This window comes from Pseudomonas fluorescens (genome assembly GCF_001648775.1).
Classification (GTDB): Bacteria; Pseudomonadota; Gammaproteobacteria; order Pseudomonadales; family Pseudomonadaceae; genus Aquipseudomonas; species Aquipseudomonas fluorescens_M.
Map to the genome: position 1 here is coordinate 149,126 of NZ_LVEJ01000026.1, position 16,764 is coordinate 165,889.

Consider the following 16,764-nt stretch of genomic DNA (forward strand, 5'->3'; position numbering starts at 1 on the left):
GTTCAGGGGCTGGCAACAATCGGTTTATAGGGCGCGACCAGATAGAAACGCTGATCGGGCAAATCCACGGTGACCACGTGCGCGCCGCTCAAGCCCAGACGCCGACCGGGGCCGAAACTCAGGCGCGGGGTCAGGCCGGTGTCGAAATCGTGCAGGCCTTCCAGCGCTGCCACCAGTTTTTCGCGGCTGGCGTCGCGGCCGGCCTGTTTCATGCCTTCGCTGAGCAGCAGCATCGAGGCGTAGGCGCCGACTTGCAGCACCGCGTGCTGGGCGCCGAGCCCTTGGCCTTCGCGCAGCAGGGTCAGGGCCATGCGCCCGGCCTGGGTCCAGTCGCTGGGCACGAACGGATAAGCGAGAAACACCCGCCGCGAGAACCCCTCCGGTACTTGCAGCAAATCACCCGCAACCTGGCTCGAAGCGGCGAACAGATACGGCACCTGACCGGCACCTTGCAGGCGTGTCGCCAAGCGACCAAAGCCGCCGCCGTTGCCCAGATAAAACACCGAACGCGAGCCCAACGGCAGCGCCTCTGCCGCCGGGTCGTAGGCTTGCAGATGGACGTTCTGCCAGCCGTGATTCTGCAAATACTGGCCGAGGTTTTGCGCAGCTTGCGTCTGGATCGGGTCATCGGGATAGGCAATCAGCGTCGGCCCTTGTAGCACCCGCAGGCTCGCCGTGGCGTAATCGGCCAGCGCGATCAGTTGCTCGCGCAAGCCCGGCAACGGCTCGAAAATCTGCGGACTGGCCTGCATCGAGCCGAGCAACGACAAGGCGCCAATCAGCGGTACGCCCGACTGCTCCAGTCGACTCGCCAATTCACTATCGAGGGCCGGCGCCAGCGGCGCGACCAAAGCGAACACCTGTTCCTGCTCGATCAACTGTTGCAGGGCTTGCTCGGCGCTGGCGCGATCCGGGCCTGGATCGATCACGGTCAAGCGCAGTTGCCGCCCATGAATGCCACCGGCCTGATTGATCCGCGCGACGCTGCCGTTGAGCACAGCGGCGACGGTCATGCCCTCCTCCGCCAACGGGCCTTGACTGGGCAGCAAGGTACCGAGGTGCAAGGTTTGCGCCTCAAGGCCCGGGTCGCGTTCATCGGCGAGGCGTTTGAGATAGGCGGTGAGGTTGCGCTGATCCTTCATCGACAGCACAAAGCGCGGCATGCTCGGGTCGAGACGATTGTGGCCGGGGTCGCGGCCTTGCTCGATGACGGTCGCCAGACTGCTCTCGGTGTACGCCGGATAGCTACGCCCGTTGACCTGTTGCTGGCCGTAAGTGCTGGTCAGTCGCGCCCAGTTCAGCGGCGGCGGACGCACCCCGCCTTCGGGTCGGCCGAGGCCATCGGCGCCATGGCAGTTGGCGCACGGCAGGCGGGTCGCCGGCAGCAACACATCCGCCGCGCCGACCCGCGCCATGATCGCTTCGCCGCTGGCCGACAGACCTTGGCGGTACAGGCGTTTGCCCGCTGCCTCTTCCGGGGTCAGCGGCGCAGCGCCCGCGCCAAGGCTCACGCCAGCGAGCAGGATCAGGGTGAGGACGCGGCAGCGTTTCATGGCGCGGACTCAACGGCCAGCCACGGGCATTGTCAGCAACTGCAAGCGCTGGGCAATGGCGGCAGCCGGGGCGTCGGGGCGGATCTTGCTCCAGCGTTTATTGGCGACATCGCCGACGATCAACTGCGTGGAATGCTGCTCGGGGGTCGGCACGATCTGGCCGATGCGACTCAGTACCAGGTCCATCTGCGCCTTGTCGCCGGTAAGGAAAAGCCAATGAGGGTCATCGGAACCCTGCTTCAAGGTGTAAGCCTTGAGCACCGCTGGCGTGTCGCGCAGCGGGTCACTGGTAAGGGAAATGAAGGTGATGTCCGGCGCCTTGTCGCCCAACAGCTCGCGGACTTCCTTAAGCTTTTGCGTGATCAGCGGACAGGCGTCGTTGCAACTGGTGAAGATCACGTTGAGCAGAACGATGCGGTTTTGCAGCGCGTCGCTGTAGAAGCGCAACGTCTCGCCGTTCTGGTCCTGCAACGGCGTGTCGGTGAACCAGGTTTTCGCGTCGTGGGTGCCTTTGGCCGGTGCAGCAGCAACAGCCGCTGGCGGCTCTGAAACGTGACCTTCGTGGGCCAGCGCGACGTTGCTGAGAATCCAGAAACACACGGTCAGGGAGATCCAGTCGAGCAGTCTCATGGCTGTTGCTCCATGGCGATGGCGGTGTGTTTGGCGTGGGTGCGCAGGCCGCTGAGCTTCTCGACTTCCTTGGCCAGCAGCGCCGGGTCGGTGAAGCCGTAGTAGCGCATCCAGTGGCGGCTGTCGCCGTCGCCGACGAGGATCAGCGGTTGATGACTCTTCAGGTCGCCGCTGAAACTGCCGAGGCCTTTGAGGGTTTCATTGATCGACTGCGGCGATCCGGTCAGCCAGCTCCAGCCCGGCCCGCGCTGGAAGGTTCGGGCGTAATCCTGCAGGCGTTTCGGGTCGTCGCGCTGTGGGTCGATGCTGATCGACACCAGTTGCACTTCCTTGCCGACGCGCGCGCCGAGTTGTTTCTGTACTTTGCCCATGATCGACGAAACCACCGGGCACACCGTGGTGCAACTGGTGTAGATGAAGCTCATGACGACGATTTTGCCCTGCACCAGGTCTTGTTCGAGGCGTACGGTTTTGCCGTTCTGGTCGAGCAGCGGCACGTTGGCGAATTTCACTTGGGCGTGTTCTTGGGTGTTGCTGGCCGGGGCCTTGTGTCCGGCGTGTTCGTCGGCCGAATGGGCCTGAACCTGGTGGATGCCAACGCTCAACAGACACAGGCTCAGCAGGCCAGTGGATGCAAATCGGTTCATGTCGAAACTCCTCTTCAACGGGCCTGGCCGGGGGTGACCCGAACACTGGCAAAGGTCTTGTCATCGAAACCGGCACCCAGCGACGCCGCGCGCACATGCAGGTACCAGGCGCCGCTGCGGTCGAGGGTGATCGGCGCCTCGTACACGCCGTCGGCGACTTCCAGCGCTGCCACTTCACGCGGGTGCGAAGTGGGCGCGAGGTAGTAACGCAGTTGCACGTCTTTGACGCCGCTGCGCTGGATTTTGTCTTTGCCTTGCACGATGCGGAAACGCACGACGTAAGGGTCGTTGAGCGCCACGGCAGTCTTGTCGAGAAGGAACTCGACTTTCGGCTGGCCGAAGTGTTTTGGCTGTTTGCCGTCGCTATCAATCTGCGCGATGAAGCAGTGAATGATGTTCGGTTGATTGAGCAGGAACGCCACGTCGAAGCGCCCCGCTGCCGGCAGTCTCACCCGCGCGCTGTACAGCCCCGGCGAGATTTCGCGCAGGCTGCGGTCGATGACCAACGCGGCGCGGGCGATCTGGCCACGGTTGGGGTAACCGGACATCGGCGCGTTCATGCCTTCGGCGTAGAAGTAGGTGGTGTTGTCGACCGGGTTGACCACGAATACCGCGTTGTCGTCGCGTGATACGGCGAGGCTTGAGGCCAGCGGCAAGTCACCGGCCAGGCGCGGCGCTTGCGGGCCGGCTTCGAAACCCTGGCTGATCGGCTGACGCCCTTCGCCGAGCGAGGACAGGTTGATCATGGTGACTTTTGGCGAGGCCAGTCCGCGGATGTAGGCGTAGGCCTGGGTGAACACCACTTGGTAGGGTTCGGCGCTGACCTGCAAATCATGGATGGCGCTGTTGGTGGCAGCGTCGATGATGCTGGCGCGGTTTTCCACGGTGTTGAGCACCACGCCGAAGCGGCCGTCGGCGCTGAAGCCCATTGGGCCCAGGCCTTGTTGCAGTTTGAGCACCCGGCGGATGGCGTGGGTGCTGGCGTCGATCACGGTGACGGTGCCGTCCTTGCCATCGGCCACGTAGACCGCGCCGGACAGCCCCGAATAGGCGACTGACAGTGGATGCGAGCCGGTTTTGATTTGCTCGACGATGTTCAGGCTGGCGATGTCGACCACGCTGACGGTGCCGTCATCGCGATTGCTGACGAAGGCGAAGCGGCTGTCCTTGCTGAAGCTGATTTCGTGGTGGCCGCGACCGGTCTGCAGATGTTTAAGGGGTTTGAGGCTTTGGCTGTCGATCACCGTGACGCCGGAGTCTTCGGCTTTGCTGGCGTTGTTGCCGACCCAGAGCAGGCGTTCGTCCGGTTGCAGCACCACGCGCACCGGTTGGTTGCCAGCGGCGATTGAGTCGATGACTTTGAATTGCTCGCTGTCGATCACCGCGATTTCGCCTGCGGTCGGCATCGAAACGAACACGCGTTTGTTGTCTTTGGGCGTGACCCAATCCATCGGCGGCTGCTTGAGTTCGATCCGCGCGAGGGTGCTGGTGATGCCGCCGACCGACACCGACGGATCGACCACAGCGATGCTCGCGTCGCGGTTCATCACCAGCAGGAAATAGCTGTTGAGGTCGAGCAACGGCCGCGCGCCGATGTTGGACTTGAGGAACACGCCAACCCGGGCTTTGCAGCTCTGGTCGCGGCCTTGGGCTTGATCGGCGGCGAGGGTCTGCGGATCGACCCAGGCCCCCGGCGCCACCCCGGACAACGGCTGGCCGGAGGCGCTGTCACTGATGCGGAACTGCACATCGGCGAACTCGCCTTCACGCAGTTTGCCATCGGCGGCCAGTGGCTGGAGGTTGAAATCCACCGCCACGCCATCGCGTTCCAACGTCTGACTCACGCCGGTTTGCGCCAGCGCAATCTCACTCAGCGTCAGCACCGCCCCGGCCATGGCCAGCGTGCAAATACCGATGATGTTGATGATCCTGTTCATCTAACTCTCCCCTACCTCTTCACCTGGCAAAACACCGCCCCCCATGTGGGAGCGAGCCTGCTCGCGAAGGCGTCTTGCGCCGCACCCTCAAGAACCGAGTTGCCCCCATTCGCGAGCAAGCTCGCTCCCACAAGGGATTTGCATACATCCCACTCCCTCACTGCCAACCGCAGACCCTGTGGGAGCGAGCTTGCTCGCGAAAGCAATCTGTCAGCCACCACACCTGTTGCCTGTGCCCGACCTCTTCGCGAGCAGGCTCGCTCCCACAGGGTTTTGCATTTACAGGCCTTGCGTATGTGCCTACTGCCCCTGCGGCGCCGGTTCCGGTTCGTTGGTCACGCGCAGCAGTCCCCATAACCCGGAGGTGTTGCCGTAGGCGGCGTAGTCGCGGAACAGGTAGTCGCCCGGGATCGCATTGCTACCGCCAGCGCTCGGGATCATGAAGCTGAAGTGCGCGGCCGGCAGGACGCTTTCGTGGGCGCCGATGTACATCGACATCGGGTTGTAGCCGAAGCGCACCGAGCCCACGCCCGGCGAGCCCATCGGATAACCACCCACATCACTCTTCTCGGCTTGGAACGGGTTCACCGACCAGACGTGCCCGTCGAGCTGGAACGTGGTGCCGCGACTGCCACCGCTCGGCATCAAAATATGCGTACGGAACGGCTGCCCCGGTTTGGCATAGAGCACCGGGGTCTGCGGATCGCCGCCGACCAGCGCATTGCTGTAAGCCATGTGCGCGTTGACCATGTCGCCATAACCCGCGCCATCGGCGTGACCAAACGGTGCGTCCGGGGCGAGGCCGAAGCGATACCACAGCGGTTCGGTCTTGTAGTTGATCGCCATGCTCGAGTTGTCCTGCGGATCGGTCGGCACACCGAAGCCCTCAGCAGCAATCCCTTCCACCGGACGGCCATTGGCCCAACGGGTGTTCAACGCCTTGTGCCAGACCATCGCGAAGTCGCGGTAACTGGTTTGCCCTGGCGCGGTAACCGTGGCGTTGACCTTGCGCGCATCGTCAACCCAGCTCGCGCCGATCGGCAGAATGCTCATCGCCCCGCCAAGACCTTTTTGCGGTTGCTTGATCACGTCCGCCGGGGTGAAATTCAAACCGCCGAACTCGACCGCCGTGGCGTTGATGTTGTCGACGCTGCGGCCCAGTTGCGTCACCGGTTTGCCTTCACGCTCCAGGTGCCCGGCGTAGTACTGATAGGTACGCGTCGGGTACGCGCCGCTGTTGCCAACGCGCGGTGGCACGGTCTGGATCGGGTTGGCGCCGACGTTGGCGCCGTCGGATTTGGTGATGTCATACGCCAGCAATTGCGCGTGCAGGCCGACGTGGCTGGACGGCCGCATCAGGTTGTTGCTGAAGGTGGTCGAACCCAGCCCGCTGTTGCGATCACGCTTGACCATGCCCTGCATCACGGCGGTTTGCGTCAGGTCGGGCATCACGCTCGGCAGACGGTTTTCCAGGGTGATGTTGATGCAATCCCCTGCGGCTGCACGCAACACCAGCGGTTCGACCGGGATGCCGGGTTTGAGCTTGCCGCTGAGCGGATCCAGATCGGATTTACGCACATACAAAATCGCGGTCGGATCATGCAGCGGCCCGCTCTGCCCGCCGATGGTGATGGTTTCGCCATCCTCCGGATCGGTCACGGTGACTTGTGGAATGCTCACCGTGCGCGAGTTCAGCACCAGGGTGCCACCCGCCGGATTCAGCGGCCCGCCGACATGCTGCCCGAGCCCTTCGGGATCGCCGATGGTCAGGCCCAGCGAATTGCCGAGAATGTCGTTGGCCAGCGCCGCGACCACTTCATAGTTGCGCTGTACCGTCGGCCGGGTGCCGATGCCGTTAGGGTTGGCGCTGATCCGTGGGCAACTGCCCTCGAACGCCACGGTGTTGCGCATGCCCGCCGGATTCGGGTTGTTGGGGATGGCGAACAGGTCATTGCGTTTGGCGGTGTAGTTACGCATCACCCCCCAGATACCGCTCCAGTAGCCTTCGATCGAGGCGTCCATCGAGTACAGATAATCACCCGTGGTCGCCGCCGAACTGGAGAGCATCGACACCGGCGCAATGAAGCCCATCTGCTCGGAGATGCCGATCATTTGCGAGGCGCGCCAGCCGGAGTTGGAGCTGTTGCCGAAACCGGAGCCGCTCTGCAGCCATTTCACGCCGTGCAGGGTGACGTTGTGCTCTTCTTCATGGCCGCCGGCATGCACCCGCAGCCGCACGTTGTCGCCGGTGTAGGTGCGCAACATCGGCGTGAACGGGTCACCCGGTTCGGCACCGCCCTTGTTGATGTGCGGCGGAAACAGCGTGGTGCCGCCGGTTGGGCCGGTCGCCGAAGTAAGCAGATTCGGCGCCAGGTTCATCGCCGGGATCGCCCGGTCGGTGCGGCTTTGCATGGCGAACGACAGATCGCCGCCGAGGCCGTCGGCCTGCATGCCGCGCTTGCCGTCCGGGCCGACCTTGTTCGGGTCGTACACGCGCAGGGCCAGCGGCTCGTTGCGATAGTTGACGACGAACATGCCCGGATCATCCACCGAAATTGCCTGCGGACATGGCCGGCTCGGGCAGCCCGGGACCTGACCGCCCTGCACTTCCAGTACGCCTTCAAGCAAGTTGCTGGCGTTGTTGCGCACTGGCGGGTTGATCGCGTAGCGGAAGCTGTCGGCGGTGGCCGGGAACGCTTGCGCATTCGGCACGCCGTTAGGGCCGGCACCCACATAGACGCCGGCCTCATAGGCGTGCTGGAAGTCGCTGTATTCGAGGAAGAACTCGCGGAAGCTGTCGTTCTTGCCGTCGCCATCGAGGTCGCCGGTGTTGATCACCGCTTGCCACGAGGTCGGCCCGCCGTCCTGACGCGCGCCGCTATAGAGAGGCTCGCCGGTTTCGGCGTGGAACCAGGTGGAACCGGCCGGCTCGGCAAGCACAGTGGCGTACAGACCGATCTGCTGGTGCGTCGATGGGCCTAAGTGGTCGTGAGTGAAAATCGTGCCGAGGCCGCGATCGACGCCTTTGGCGTTGACCACCGGATCGACGAACCAGCGCTGCATCGCCGTGCGCGCACCGAGCCAATCGGCGCGGCCGTACTGACCGAAGAACGGATGGTTCTTGGCTTTCGGGCAGGCCTGGGTGCCGTCGCGCGAGTCAGTACTGGCGCACTGATTGAACTCGCGGATCGCGTGAATGCGTTCCTGCACGGCGCCGGGCGAGAGCACGCCGTCCTCGTAGTTCCAGCCATTGGACGAGCCGTCCGCCGAGGTCAGATCCCACTTCGGCAGGTGAATGTGCTGACCGATCACATCGGTCGGCGTGCGCACCTGATAGTCGTCCATCTCGTAAGTGGCCGGCACCAGGTTGGTTTGCTGGTACTGCACGCAATCAAAAGTGTTCATGCGCATCACCAGCGGCTCTGGCGGACGTTGCTTGGTGATCACCGGCCAGGCGTCTTCCCACAGCGCGAGAATGCGCGCTTGCGGGAAGTGATAACCGACCTTGTTGTACACCGCGTCGAACTGGATGTTGGCGGCTTTGTAGATGCGTGGGCGGTCGGCGGTGAAGCTCGAGGCGCCGACAAAGGACAGGCCGTCGATACGTTCACCGCTATTGAATTCGCCACTGCCGGCGCTGCTGGTCAGGCGTTTTTGCCGATCGTCCATGCACGGTTCGTAGTACGGCGCGCCGGCCATTGGCAAGGCGCCGTTGGTGCGGAACGCCTTGGCCACCACTTGATTGCCGGGCAGCAAGGCATAGCTTGGATGGTCTTTTTTCGCGTGGAAGGCCATCGCGGCCTGTTCGACTTCGGTGCCTTCTTCCGGCAGGTAAATCGGTTTGGCGCGGGTGACTTCCTTGGAGAAGTCGAGCGAAGTGGTCACGGTGTGCGCTTCGCCACCGGCCGCGACGCCATCCAGTGCGTGCCGCTGCAAACCGCCGTTCCAACCGCCGGACTGCGCCGGGTCGAGGTTGGCCCACAGCGCTTTACCGCTGGCCTTCAAAGACTGCGCGGTGGCCGCGTCGAGCATGTCCAGCGGCGGCGTTGGCGGACGTTGGCCGACCGAGCTTTCCATGCCGCCGATCCAGAATGGATAGCCAGGGTTTTTCAGGCTGCCGTCGGCATTGCGATTGGCTTCACTGCGATCAACCAGCGCCAGTGAGCCGATGGCTTGACCGCCGGCGTTGCCGCCGTGGTGCTCGCCATCGTCATCGCCCTCTTCTTCATCCTCGTCGTCATCATTGCCGGCGATCAAGGTTTCACCGATTTTCGGCACGACCACGACTTTGCCCGGCATCGGCGCCATGGCTTTGCCCGGCAGCGGCACAATCGCCGGAATCGGTGTGCCAGCGACGATTTCGCCATCGGGCAAGGCGCGTGCGCCCGCCGCCGGTTTACCGCTGCGCAAGGCGAACGGTTCGCTGTGATAGCCGTCGGCGCCCTGCTGCGAAACATCGAGCCGGGTGCCTTCTTCGAACACATCGTGCACTCGCCACATGGCCCACATGCCTTGGGCAAAGTGCGGATAGAAATGGCAGTGATAGATCGCATCGCCGGCCACGCGGTTGCGGTTGCCCGAACCGCCATTGGCGATTTCATAGGTGTAACCGGCACCCGGGCCAATGCCCTGGGCATCGACGTAATCGGAGTTGTCGTCGTTGGGGTTGAACAGCCACTGATGGCCGTGCAAGTGGAAGATGTGCTGCTCGTGACCGTTATGGGTGTTGCGGAATTTGACGAAGTCACCGATGTAGCTGTGGTTGACGTTCGATGGCTCCGACGGATACAGCGCCATGGTCGCTTTCACCCCGATCTGATCGGCGCGCGGTGTCTGGCCTGGGGCGATGTTTTCAAGCCCGGCGTTGGCCGGTACGTCGACCAGCATCGCCACGTCGCCGACGGTGTGCGAACTGAGGAAAAATTCTTCGTAGGCGCACGACAGGCAGTCGTGCATTGGCCCGACGCCCAAACGATTGGCGACCACTTCGGCGCCCATGCCGCCGGAGCCGTAGTTGATCATGAACGAGTCGCGGGTCGGCTCCAGCACGTGAGCCATCACCGGATCGGCCCAGTACGCGGGGAACGCTTGGGTGGCGGCAGTTTCGTCCTGGAATTGCGAGGCGAAATCGCGGAACGCTTCGAGGCGGTTGGGGATCGCCGGGTTGCGTTTGCCGACCGATTCCAGCGGATAGGTGCTGGGCGGGAAACTGCCGTCGGCGTTGCTGCCCATGACAATCGCATCGCTTTCGCTGGAAATGATTTCATTGCCATCGACCATGCCGATGATCGGCGTGCCGGCCTTGCCTTCACGCAGCCACGGTTCGCGCTGTGGGTAGCGCGCCTGGTAATCAACGATCGGTTGGCCGGTGGGTGCGCGGCCAGTCGTGGCCAGGCGCATTTCTTCTTCGGTGAGGGTATTGCGATAAGTGCGACCGCCCTTGGGCAGCACGACGACCTGGCCGAACAGTCCGTTGGCAACGTTGCCGGCCGCGCCCTCGCCGCCAAACGTCGCGCCACGGCTGCTGACGGCAAACGCGCCCTCGCGCTCGGCGTACAGGGTGTAGGAACGGCTGGCACCCGGTGGCACCAGCGTGTTGGCGTTACGCCCGGTGAACGAGGAAATGTCATCGATGCTGTTGACCGCCTGCAGGCCATTGACCTGGAAACCGACGTGACGGTCTGCGACTTGCTCATCGACTTTGAAGTCTTCAGCCGCGTTGGCGTTTTCCACGCCCTCCTCTTCTTCACCTTCATTCTCGAAGTGCTTGTTCGGGTTGGCCTGATAGTCGAGCAGGTTCTGCAAATTGATGGTCAGGCAATCCCCCGCCGCCACGCGCAACACCAATGGCCGTGGCCGCTTGTCCGGGCGCAGCGAAACCTTGCCCGGCACCGCTGAGCCGCCGTAGGCCAGTGACATGTTGCGGTCATCAACGACGTCGCGGCGCAGGGCGAACATCATGCCGTTGATGTTCTGCGCACCGAGGCGGTTGAACATCAACGGTTGATCGAAGGCGACGACGTTGGCCACCAGGTTGCGCTCGCAACGCACGGCCGCGCCGGCCAACTCGACACTGAGCATCGAGGCCAGAATCAGCAGCCAGTTCAATAGAGACGGAGCGTGATGAATGCCAACCATGATCAGTAACCTCGTAGTGGGTGCTCTTGGGAACACTTCTCGACAAATGCCTAGGAGCAATCCGCGTGCCACAAAAAATTGCTCTATCGTTCAATCAGTTACCGCGACGACTTGAGAATCCGGGGGATATTCCCCACCGCTTTTCCCCACTTTTCGGGTCTATCCGATTTACCCCGAAAGTGGGGAAAACCGGTTGGGGGTCACAGCGGGGCGTCCATCGACAACCCTTGCAGGCGCCGGTATTGGCGCAACACGTTCGGCACATAACGCTGGGTTTCGGCGAACGGCGGAATCACCCGGCCACGGCTGAGCACCGCGTCGGGCCCGGCGTTGTAGGCCGCCACGGCGAGGGCGATGTCGTTGTCGAACAGGGTCATCAAACGCTTGAGGTATTTCGCGCCGCCCTGGATGTTGGCCTTGGGGTCGTAGACGTCGGTCACGCCCAGTTCGCGCGCGGTGTCGGGCATCAATTGCATGAGCCCGCCCGCGCCTTTGGCCGAGGTGGCGCCGGGGTTGTAATGCGACTCGGCGTTGATCACCGCGTGCAGCAACGCTTCGGGCAATTGATTGACTTTGGCGGCTGCCGAAACCAGTTCCGCGTAGGGCTGGTTGGCGATCATTTGCGGCTGCTGATCGAGGCTGGCCACAGGCATTTCAGCCTCATGGATCACCCGTTCGTAGGTACGTCCGGGCCGGTGAACGTTGGACAGTACATAGCTGCCCTTGGCGTCCACCGAGATGAACACATCGGCCTGCGCGGCGCCGCTGAGCAGCACGCAACCGAGCAATCCGCTGGCAAGGAATTTCATGTCGGGCCTCCCCGGATCGACCCCGATAAATTGGGGGAAATGCCCCAATGGCCGATCACGTTTGAGCCATACGCAAGCACTGTGCCGACTCTTGAAAGGCCCGTATTACAAGGGTTCTGGCGTGCCGGCGGGTATTCAGTGGGGGCTGAGCATGGCAATTGCATAAGCCCTTCAGGCGACACGGCTGCCACTCACGGGAGGTCATCATGAAGCTGCAATTTCGTCCGCGTGGCCAACGCGGTTTTACCCTGCTCGAATTGCTCGTGGTGCTGGTGGTACTCGGCCTGTTGGCCGGGATCGTCGCGCCAAAATACTTCGCTCAACTCGGTCGCTCGGAAGTGAAAGTGGCCAAGGCGCAGATCGAAGGACTGAGCAAAGCACTGGACATCTATCGACTGGAAGTCGGCCACTACCCGTCCACCGAACAGGGCTTGCAGGCCTTGGTCACCGCACCGAGTGACGAGGCGAAATGGACCGGGCCGTACTTGCAGAAAAAGCTGCCGCAGGACCCGTGGGGACGTAACTACACCTACCGTTACCCCGGCGAAAACAGCGAGTACGACTTGCTGTCGATGGGCAAGGACGGCCAGCCCGGCGGTGAAGGCGAGAACGCCGAAGTGACCAATTGGCAGTGAGTGGAGCGCGGCCCATGCGATTTCATTTGAAAGCGGTCGGCAAGGCTGGCGTGGTGTCCTTGAGCGTCGAGGCGCCGGGTGACAGCGAAGCGCGACGGATTGCCGAAGATCAGGGTTTGCGCGTGCTCAGCTCGCACGCCGACAAGCATTGGCGCTCGCTGAAACTGCGCCAGCGCGAGACCTTCAATCTGGTGTTGTTCAGCCAGGAACTGACCACGCTGCTCAATGCCGGCCTACCGTTGATCGATGCGCTGGAAAGCCTCGCCGAAAAAGAAACCGCCCCCGCTGCCCGGAAAACCTTGAGTGAGCTGGTGCGCTTGCTGTACGAGGGCAAATCCTTCTCGCAGGCGTTGGGCCAGTTGTCGGCGGTTTTCCCGCCGCTGTACGTGGCGCTGGTACAGTCCAGCGAGAAGACCGGCGCGGTTGGCGATGCGCTGGGCCGTTACGTCAGTTATCGCCAGCGCATGGACGAGGTACGGCAGAAGATCATCAGCGCCTCGATCTACCCGATGCTGTTGCTGATAGTCGGCGGTGGCGTGGTGTTGTTTTTGATGGGTTACGTGGTGCCGCGCTTCAGCCTGGTGTTTGAAGGCTTGGGCAATAACCTGCCGTGGCTGTCGCAGGTATTGATGAGCAGCGGCATGTTTCTGCATGCGCATCAGGCTGAATTCTTCGGTGCGCTGGCGGCGATTGTCATCGCCCTCGCCGTGCTGCAAAAGCAACCGGCGTTTCGCCGTGGACTGGATCGGCTGGTGGAGAAACTGCCGGCCGTGCATCAACGAATTTTCATGTATGAGCTGGCGCGGTTTTATCGTTCGCTGGGGATTCTGCTGCAAGGCGGGATTCCGCTGGTGACCGCGATGGCCATGGTCCGTGGCTTGCTCACTGTAGCTTCGCGAACGCGACTGGATCAGGCCTGCGAGCGGGTGCGCGAGGGGCAATCATTGTCCACCGCGCTGGAGCTCAATCACTTGGTGACACCGGTATCGCTACGGTTGCTGCGCGCGGGCGAACAGTCCGGCAACCTCGGGCAGATGATGGAGCGCAGCGCCGACTTCTACGACGAGGAAATCAGCCGCTGGCTGGAGTGGTTCGTGAAGTTGTTCGAACCGCTGTTGATGACCTTCATCGGCCTGCTCATCGGGGTCATCGTGATCCTGATGTACATCCCGATTTTCGAACTTGCTTCGAGTATTCACTGACTCCGGGAACGGGTCGGATCTCTGCACCAACACACTGTTACGTTCCCAAACAAGACCACAAAGACGGAGAACGATATGCACATTAAAAAGCTTGTGCTCGCAATGGCCATCGGCGCAGTTCTGTCGGCGTCTACGGTGTTGGTTCCGGAGGGTTTGTCCGGGGTGTCCAGTGCTTATGCCAAGGATGGGGGGAGTGGTGGTAGCGGTGGTGGCGGTGGTGGCGGAGGGAGCGGCGGCGGTGGTGGTGGCGGCAGTGGTGGCGGTAATGGCGGTGGTGGAAGCCATGGCGGTAATGGCGGAGGGAGTGGCGGAAACGGGGGTGGCGGCGGCAGTGGTGGAAGCGGTGGCGGAGGCAATAGCGGCAACGGTGGCGGTGGCGGTGGCAACAGTGGCCACAGCGGCAGCGACCACGGCTCGGGACACTCGGGCGACAGCGGCTCATCCGGCCGCAGCGGCACCCATGCTGAAGCGGGGGATGACCATGGCGTCCATCGTGCCGGTGAAGTCGGCGATGACCACGGGGTCCACCGCGCGGGTGAAGTCGGTGATGATCGTGGCGTCCATGCTGCGGCTGAAGCCGGCGATGATCGCGGCGTGCATGTCGGCGGCGAGCCGGGCGACGATAAGCGCGCCAACTAAGCCATCGTAAAAACACCACAATCCCTGTGGGAGCGAGCTTGCTCGCGAAGGCGTCGGGTCAGTGAAGAATGTGTTGAATGACACACCGCTTTCGCGAGCAAGCTCGCTCCCACAGGGTTTTGTGGCGTTTACAGATTCCGCAGACAGCCATAAATCCATTGTGGGAGCGAGCCTGCTCGCGAATGCGGTGGGTCTGCCAAAGATGTTTTGACTGACCATCCGCTTTCGCGAGCAGGCTCGCTCCCACAAGGGCTTTGCAGTGGATAAAAATCCAGCGCTGGCTCAGAGGGCGACGTGGCTCTCGTTCAGGCGTTCGCGCAAAAACTCGACCAACGCCTGCACCGGTCTCGAGGCCTGGCGATGCTGTGGGTAAACGGCTGAAAGTGTCAGCGGTTCCGGGCGCAAATCATCCAGCACCGGCACCAATCGGCCATCCTTCAGCGCCGCGCCGACAATGAACGTCGGCAAATAAGTAATGCCCATCCCCTGCACCGCCGCATCCCTGAGCAACTCGCCGTTGTTCACGCGCATGCGCCCGGTCACATTGACCAGCAGCGGCTTGCCCTGCCCGGCATTGAAACGCCATTGCACCGAGCGACCATGGCCATAAGGAAGGCAATCATGGCTGTGCAAGTCTTCCGGTTCGAGCGGCGTACCGCGTTCGGCCAGATACGCCGGACTGGCGCAGTACACCCGCTCGATCGACGCGATGCGCCGGGCGATCAGCGTCGAGTCTTCGAGCACGCCAATGCGCAACGCCAGATCGTAACCCTCACCGAGCAGATCCACCGGCCGATCACTCAGATCCACTTCCACCGTAACCTCGCGATAGCGCTGCAAAAACATCGGCAGCAAACACCCCAGATGCGCCACGGCAAACGACAACGGCGCGCTCAGGCGAATTGTCCCGCGCGGCTCGGCAGTCTGCCCGGCGATGCCCTGCTCCACTTGCTCGACTTCACCCAACAGGCGCAACGCCGATTCGTAGTAACTCTGGCCCAGTGGCGTGACGTCCAGCCGGCGGGTCGAGCGATTCAACAACCGCACGCCGAGGCGCTCTTCCAGTTGCATCAAGCGCCGGCTGACGAACTGCTTGGACAGGCCCAATTGATCGGCCGCTGAGGTGAAGCTGCCGGAGTCCATGACCTGGCAAAAAATACGCATGTCTTCGAACGGGTTCATTGTCACTCTCTGGTGGACAGTTAAACGCTTTATAGCCGCTTTTTCACTTTTCGGCAGCCTTTTAATCTGTGCTCACGGTGTTGCTGAGGCCTGAAGCCCAGCGCCACAGCAGCCCGCAACCCAGGCATAAAAACTCAAAAACATTCAAAAGGATTTCCACCATGAACCTCGTCAAGAAAACCCTGACCGCTTCCCTCCTCGCCCTGTCCATCGGCAACGCTTTCGCCGCTGAAAACTCCGGTGTCGAACACAACACCCAAGCCTTCCTCAACGCCCTCGCCGCCGGCGGTGGCAAACCGCTGGAGCAACTGAGCCCGAAAGATGCCCGTGCGGTGCTGACCGGCGCGCAGGCTTCGGTGAAGGTGGATTTGTCCGGTGTTGAAGTCAGCGACAAGGCGATCAAGGTCGACGGCCAGACGATCAACCTGAAAGTGGTGCGTCCAGCCAAGGTCAAAGGCGAGTTGCCGGTGTTCATGTTCTTCCACGGTGGCGGCTGGGTGCTCGGCGATTACCCGACGCACCAGCGCTTGATCCGTGATCTGGTGGTGGGTTCTGGCGCGGTTGCGGTGTACGTCGATTACACGCCGTCGCCGGAAGCGCAGTACCCGACCGCGATCAACCAGGCCTACGCCGCGACGAAATGGGTGGCCGAACACGGCAAGGATATCGGTGTCGACGGCAAGCGCCTGGCCGTGGCCGGCAACAGCGTCGGCGGCAACATGGCGGCCGTCGTGGCGTTGATGGCCAAGGAGCAGAAAACCCCGGCGCTGCGCTTCCAGTTGCTGATGTGGCCGGTGACCAACGCGCAGTTCGACGACGGTTCGTACCAGCAGTTTGCCGAAGGACACTTCCTCACCAAAGGCATGATGCAGTGGTTCTGGGACAACTACACCACCAACCCGGCCGAACGTGCGCAGATCCACGCCTCGCCGCTCAACGCCAGCGCCGAACAACTCATAGGCTTGCCCGCCGCACTGGTGCAGACCGCCGAATTCGACGTGCTGCGTGACGAAGGTGAAGGCTATGCGCGGCACCTGGATGCGGCGGGTGTAGCGGTGACCTCGGTGCGTTACAACGGGATGATTCATGACTTTGGCTTGCTCAATCCGCTGAGTCAGATTCCGGAAGTGAAAGCGGCGGTGCGTCAGGCGGCGGCTGAGCTGAAAACTCATCTGAACTGAGCCCTCAGACATTGCCACACCACACGGTGTGGCAATGCTGCTTTTGTGGCGAGGGGGCTTGCCCCGGTTGGGTTGCGAAGCGACCCCAAAGTCTGAAAACCCGGTGCGACTGAAAAACGGCATGCACTGATTTTTACGACTGCTGCGCAGCCGAACGGGGGCAAGCCCCCTCGCCACAAAAGCAGCTTCAATACCCACGCTGCACGGGAGT

11 protein-coding genes are annotated in these 16,764 nt (G+C 62.6%); 4 read left to right on the plus strand and 7 right to left on the minus strand.

Annotation, left to right across the window (positions count from 1 at the left end; genetic code table 11):
* Positions 1–2 precede the first annotated feature (2 nt).
* The 6 genes from A8O26_RS23560 to A8O26_RS23585 all read right to left on the minus strand — a co-directional run bounded on the left by A8O26_RS23560 (position 3) and on the right by A8O26_RS23585 (position 11,714).
* Positions 3–1,553 carry an ABC transporter substrate-binding protein gene (locus tag A8O26_RS23560; protein WP_064120115.1) on the minus strand — a complete coding sequence of 517 codons (1,551 nt, stop codon included), beginning with the start codon at positions 1,551–1,553 and terminating at the stop codon, positions 3–5.
* A 9-nt stretch (positions 1,554–1,562) separates the two neighbouring features.
* Complete coding sequence (locus A8O26_RS23565) at positions 1,563–2,183, minus strand: SCO family protein (protein WP_064120116.1); 621 nt, start codon at positions 2,181–2,183, stop codon at positions 1,563–1,565.
* Positions 2,180–2,830 (minus strand): SCO family protein, encoded by a 651-nt coding sequence (locus A8O26_RS23570; RefSeq protein WP_064120117.1) that lies wholly within the window; start codon positions 2,828–2,830, stop codon positions 2,180–2,182. The genes A8O26_RS23565 and A8O26_RS23570 overlap by 4 nt, the downstream gene beginning before the upstream one ends.
* A gap of 14 nt (positions 2,831–2,844) precedes the next feature.
* On the minus strand, positions 2,845–4,767 hold the full coding sequence (locus A8O26_RS23575) for a YncE family protein (protein ID WP_064120118.1): 1,923 nt from the start codon (positions 4,765–4,767) through the stop codon (positions 2,845–2,847).
* 300 nt (positions 4,768–5,067) lie between these two features.
* Positions 5,068–10,905, minus strand: coding sequence for a manganese-oxidizing multicopper oxidase MnxG (gene mnxG / locus A8O26_RS23580; protein ID WP_064120119.1), 5,838 nt, complete (start codon positions 10,903–10,905; stop codon positions 5,068–5,070).
* A gap of 200 nt (positions 10,906–11,105) precedes the next feature.
* The gene (locus A8O26_RS23585) at positions 11,106–11,714 is read right to left on the minus strand and encodes a lytic transglycosylase domain-containing protein (RefSeq protein WP_064120120.1); all 609 of its coding nucleotides are present in this window, start codon (positions 11,712–11,714) and stop codon (positions 11,106–11,108) included.
* A 206-nt stretch (positions 11,715–11,920) separates the two neighbouring features.
* On the opposite strand from A8O26_RS23585, the gene gspG reads away from it, so the two are divergent.
* From gspG to A8O26_RS30080, 3 genes are all read left to right on the plus strand, one after another.
* Positions 11,921–12,349, plus strand: a complete 429-nt coding sequence (gene gspG, locus A8O26_RS23590; protein WP_064120121.1) for a type II secretion system major pseudopilin GspG — start codon at positions 11,921–11,923, stop codon at positions 12,347–12,349.
* A 14-nt stretch (positions 12,350–12,363) separates the two neighbouring features.
* Positions 12,364–13,551, plus strand: a complete 1,188-nt coding sequence (locus A8O26_RS23595) for a type II secretion system F family protein (protein ID WP_064120122.1) — start codon at positions 12,364–12,366, stop codon at positions 13,549–13,551.
* 75 nt (positions 13,552–13,626) lie between these two features.
* Positions 13,627–14,190 (plus strand): hypothetical protein, encoded by a 564-nt coding sequence (locus tag A8O26_RS30080; RefSeq protein WP_081265250.1) that lies wholly within the window; start codon positions 13,627–13,629, stop codon positions 14,188–14,190.
* 282 nt (positions 14,191–14,472) lie between these two features.
* Here A8O26_RS30080 and A8O26_RS23605 read toward each other — a convergent pair whose 3' ends face one another.
* Positions 14,473–15,372, minus strand: a complete 900-nt coding sequence (locus A8O26_RS23605; RefSeq protein WP_064120124.1) for a LysR family transcriptional regulator — start codon at positions 15,370–15,372, stop codon at positions 14,473–14,475.
* A 161-nt stretch (positions 15,373–15,533) separates the two neighbouring features.
* Between A8O26_RS23605 and A8O26_RS23610 the strand changes: the two genes are divergently transcribed.
* Positions 15,534–16,553, plus strand: a complete 1,020-nt coding sequence (locus A8O26_RS23610; protein WP_064120125.1) for an alpha/beta hydrolase — start codon at positions 15,534–15,536, stop codon at positions 16,551–16,553.
* Positions 16,554–16,764: the final 211 nt, after the last annotated feature.

Coding starts and splice junctions, on each gene's coding strand:
- A8O26_RS23585 (WP_064120120.1), bottom strand. CDS start 11,714: ATGAAATTCCTTGCCAGCGGATTGCTCGGTTGCGTGCTGCTCAGCGGC.
- A8O26_RS23595 (WP_064120122.1), top strand. CDS start 12,364: ATGCGATTTCATTTGAAAGCGGTCGGCAAGGCTGGCGTGGTGTCCTTG.
- A8O26_RS30080 (WP_081265250.1), top strand. CDS start 13,627: ATGCACATTAAAAAGCTTGTGCTCGCAATGGCCATCGGCGCAGTTCTG.
- mnxG (WP_064120119.1), bottom strand. CDS start 10,905: ATGGTTGGCATTCATCACGCTCCGTCTCTATTGAACTGGCTGCTGATT.
- A8O26_RS23610 (WP_064120125.1), top strand. CDS start 15,534: ATGAACCTCGTCAAGAAAACCCTGACCGCTTCCCTCCTCGCCCTGTCC.
- gspG (WP_064120121.1), top strand. CDS start 11,921: ATGAAGCTGCAATTTCGTCCGCGTGGCCAACGCGGTTTTACCCTGCTC.
- A8O26_RS23605 (WP_064120124.1), bottom strand. CDS start 15,372: ATGAACCCGTTCGAAGACATGCGTATTTTTTGCCAGGTCATGGACTCC.
- A8O26_RS23565 (WP_064120116.1), bottom strand. CDS start 2,183: ATGAGACTGCTCGACTGGATCTCCCTGACCGTGTGTTTCTGGATTCTC.
- A8O26_RS23575 (WP_064120118.1), bottom strand. CDS start 4,767: ATGAACAGGATCATCAACATCATCGGTATTTGCACGCTGGCCATGGCC.
- A8O26_RS23570 (WP_064120117.1), bottom strand. CDS start 2,830: ATGAACCGATTTGCATCCACTGGCCTGCTGAGCCTGTGTCTGTTGAGC.
- A8O26_RS23560 (WP_064120115.1), bottom strand. CDS start 1,553: ATGAAACGCTGCCGCGTCCTCACCCTGATCCTGCTCGCTGGCGTGAGC.